The 3,606-nt window shown below is 61.5% G+C and carries 2 protein-coding genes, 1 rRNA gene and 1 pseudogene; 1 reads left to right on the top strand and 3 read right to left on the bottom strand.

Annotated features, from left to right (window positions below; all coding sequences use genetic code 11):
• A 5S ribosomal RNA gene (rrf, locus tag WFQ67_RS30595) occupies positions 1 to 86 on the top strand; the annotation flags it as partial.
• Positions 87 to 422: 336 nt separating this feature from the next.
• On the opposite strand, the pseudogene WFQ67_RS29710 reads toward rrf, so the two are convergent.
• The 3 genes and pseudogenes from WFQ67_RS29710 to WFQ67_RS29700 form a co-directional block, all read right to left on the bottom strand.
• Positions 423 to 488 (bottom strand): annotated as a pseudogene (locus WFQ67_RS29710) (6-carboxytetrahydropterin synthase QueD); the annotation flags it as partial.
• Positions 489 to 702: 214 nt separating this feature from the next.
• On the bottom strand, positions 703 to 2,640 hold the full coding sequence (gene gspD, locus WFQ67_RS29705; RefSeq protein ID WP_213627261.1) for a type II secretion system secretin GspD: 1,938 nt from the start codon (positions 2,638 to 2,640) through the stop codon (positions 703 to 705).
• A gap of 13 nt (positions 2,641 to 2,653) precedes the next feature.
• Positions 2,654 to 3,319 (bottom strand): type II secretion system protein N, encoded by a 666-nt coding sequence (locus WFQ67_RS29700; RefSeq protein ID WP_337058961.1) that lies wholly within the window; start codon positions 3,317 to 3,319, stop codon positions 2,654 to 2,656.
• Positions 3,320 to 3,606 lie beyond the last annotated feature (287 nt).

The following is a 3,606-nucleotide window of genomic DNA, read 5'->3' as shown; positions in this document are numbered from 1 at the left end:
GATCCCATCCCGAACTCAGTAGTGAAACGATGCATCGCCGATGGTAGTGTGGAGTTTCTCCATGTGAGAGTAGGTCATCGTCAAGCACCTATACCAAACCCCCGATCTTCGTAAGAAGGTCGGGGGTTTGACTTTGCGCCTGAGAAAATCCGCCGGGCGATGTGAGGTGTCTGCGGCGCTGGCTTGGAACAACCCTTGATCCAGCCAGGTGCAGCGGCAACGGCTCGCCGGGGCGACTGTAGGGGCGACTTGCGCCGCCAGGCAGATCTTAGGGCTGCTATCTCAATGGACCCTCATGGTTAACCTTGGAACAGCCCACGGAAAGAAGTCCGGGCTATACAGGCAGTGTGATCGACAGGAACTGCGCGCAACAAAAAGGCCACCCTAGGGTGGCCTTTTGCATTTATGCAGCAGAAGAATCGGTCGCCGCGATACTCGCACCCACTGGTGCAGGTCTCATGGATGCGCACCCGGCTCAACTCCCGAAGTGTTGCCAGATCCACTTGGCTCCAACCAGGAGATATCTCAGGCAGATGAGCAACCAGTCCCTCAAGTCGCTTTTCCCAATCGCCCTCTCCGCAAATTGGATGAGTTAACGGGCGTCCCTCGCCGCTCCCCACCCACCAGCCCGGATAACCAGGCCAGCACCATCGAACCGCCAAACAAAAAGCCACCCGCAGGTGGCTTCACTTCAACAATCAATCATTGCGGCGGTAGCGGTACGGATTTGATCTTCAACTCCTTCTCCGCACTGTTGATGCGTTCCGGCAGCGTGGGTACCCCCTTCGCGATGTCCTGGTCGGCATAACGCAGCTGGCGCTCCCGGATGAAGTTGTACTTGCCTTCGGTCAGTTGGTCGGCATGGTCGAAGTCATTGATGATGGTCGGCTTGATGAACACCATCAGGTTCTTCTTGTTCACTTCCTTGCGGTCACTGCGGAACAACTGCCCGATGATCGGGATCTTGCCCAGGAAGGGTACCTTGTCGCCCGAGTCCCTCACCTCGTCCGAGATGAGGCCGCCCAGTACCAGCGTCATGTTGTCCTTGATGAGGACCCGCGTTTCCACCGAACGCTTGTTCGTCACGATGTCCGCGGCACTGGTGTCGTTGGTGACGCTGGATATCTCCTGGTAGACGTTCAGGGTCACCGAGTCCCCTTCGTTGATCTGCGGCTTGATCTTCAGAGTGATGCCCACGTCCTGCCGCTCGATCGTCTGGAAGGGGTTGGTGGACGGGTTCGAGGCGCTGGTCGAACTGCCGGTCACGAAGGGCACGTTCTGGCCGACCACGATCTTGCCTTCCTCGTTGTCCAGGGTGACCAGGTTCGGCGTCGAGAGGATATTCATCGAGTCGTCGGTGGACAGCGTACGGATCAGCGCCCGGAGCGAGCCGTTGCTGTAGAAGCCCAGGCTCAGACCGGCATCCAGCTTGGCCGGGTTGCCGCCCGGGAAGGAGTCGATCGCATTGCCCTTGAGCGACGACTTGAAGCCACCGAAGAAGCCGTCGCCGCCGATGGCCCCGTCCGAGGTCTTCCACTGCACGCCCAGCTCGTTGACCTTGTTGTCCGAGACTTCGACGATCACCGCCTCCACCAGCACCTGCGCCCGGCGGATGTCCAGCCGCTGCACCACCCCTTCGACGGTCTTCATGATTGCCGGCGGCGCGCTGATCACCAGCGCGTTGGTGGTGTCGTTGGCCTGGATGGAAATCTCCGCCCCGCTGATGCCCACGTCCTTGTCCTGCTTCTGCAGGCTGGTGGCCACGTTCTGCAGGATCTGCGCGACCTCCGACGCCTTCAGGTAATGCAGGTAGATCACCTGGGTGTCGCGGATGATGTTCCCCGGGCGATCCAGGTTGGCCAGCACATCGCGCAACTGCTGGCGCTTGCTCGGGTCGCCGGAGATCAGAATGCTGTTGGTGCGCTCATCCACCGACACGCTCATCTTGCTCGCGCCCTCGGCACCGCCGCCCTGGGGCACCAGGTTGCCAAGCATGCTGGAGAGCTCCTTGGCATTGGCGAACTTCAGCGGGATCACGTCGATCTCGAATTGCCCGGCCCGGTCGATCTCGGACACCAGCTTCAGCAGCTGGTTGATGTTGGAGGCCCGGTCGGAAATGATCAGCGCGTTGCTGTCCGGGTAAGCCGCCAGGTGCCCCACCTGCGGCACCATCGGCCGCAGGATGTTCACCAGTTGCGTCGCCGGCACGTGCTGCGTGCGGATCACCCGCACCACCTGCTGGTCATCGTTCAGCGTGTCGTCGTCCACCAGCGGCACGCCGCTCTGCTTGGCGTTGGCGTCCGGGATGACCTTCACCGCGCTGTCCGATTCGATGGCGGAGAACCCGTGCACCTGCAGCACTGACAGGAAGACCCGGTACGCCTCCTCCGGCTTCATCGACTCGTTGGAAATCACCGTCACCTTGCCGGTCACCCGCGGGTCGATGATGAAATTCTTGCCGGTCGCCTTGGCGATCCACTCGATGAAGGAGCGGATGTTGGTGTCCTGCATGTTGATCTTCACATCGCTGGCCGCCACGGGCGCCTCGGCCGCCACCGGTTTGTCCTCGGCGTGGGCGCTGGCGAAGGGGACGAGCAGGCACAGACTGAGCAGCAGGCACGACGGGGCTCTGGTGGACACTTCTCTCACTCGACTACTTGTTCTGCGCGAGCTTGCGCTGAATGTATTGCTGGTAAGCGGTGGGTACGCCCTGGCTCGCCACCGCCGGCTCCGGTGTGGCAGGCAATGAACTGGCCAGGGTGTCGGTCACCGGTTCGATGTTCTGGGCGACGGGCATGGGGCTTTCCGGCGCCGGGCTGCTGCCGGGCATCTCGCCGAAGCCGCGGAAGCTGATCTGCTCCAGCTTGCCATTGCGCTTGAGCGTGATCCGGTGGCTTTCGATGCGCTGCACGGCGATGCCGGGGCGCACCTCTTCACCCGGCTTGAGAATGAGGGTGCGATCGCCGTCTTCCAGGATCACCGTGCTCTGCTCGGCGGGCGCCATGAAGAAGATCGCCGACACCTGCAGGTCCAGGTTGCTCTCGGGCAGCTTCTCGAGCGCTTCGGCCGCCACCGATTCGGCTTCGGCGCTGGACCCGAACAAACCGAGTAGCCCCTTGCCGAGCGGCGTCGGCCCGTCCTGCGGGCCGGGCTCGTTCATCGCGCTGGGCGCCAGCACCGGCGGTTGCAGCGCAGCACGCAGCTGCAGGCCGTGCCAGGTCAGGGCGGCGAGCATGAGAAGGGAGCACAGGGACAGCGCCGACAGCTTTACCGCGCGTGTGGCTGCGAGCTGGGTCAGCGTGTGAAGGATGGTGGCCATGGACTCTTCCCTGTGATGGCGCGGCAATACTATCCATTGCTCTATCGGGTGCAAAGCCGGGTCAGGACGGGTGGTGACGGATGATGGCGATATTTGACGCCGATCACGTTCCCTACCGTTTATGCCTGTTCGGCATTTGTACCTATCTTGAAATAAGATTTTTCCGTGTATAGCATTCTGCCATTGGAAAGGCTAAGGCTATCGAAGTCCTACGCCTGAATGCGCAAAATAAATGGAACTTTTCCCCCAAGATGCTGCAAGGATGCCGCCATACAGGGTTTCGCCGG

It is taken from the genome of Pseudomonas sp. USHLN015 (assembly GCF_037153275.1).
GTDB classification, from domain to species: Bacteria; Pseudomonadota; Gammaproteobacteria; order Pseudomonadales; family Pseudomonadaceae; genus Metapseudomonas; species Metapseudomonas tohonis.
Note: the sequence above shows the minus strand (reverse complement) of the source record. Positions and strands in the feature narration are given on the sequence as shown.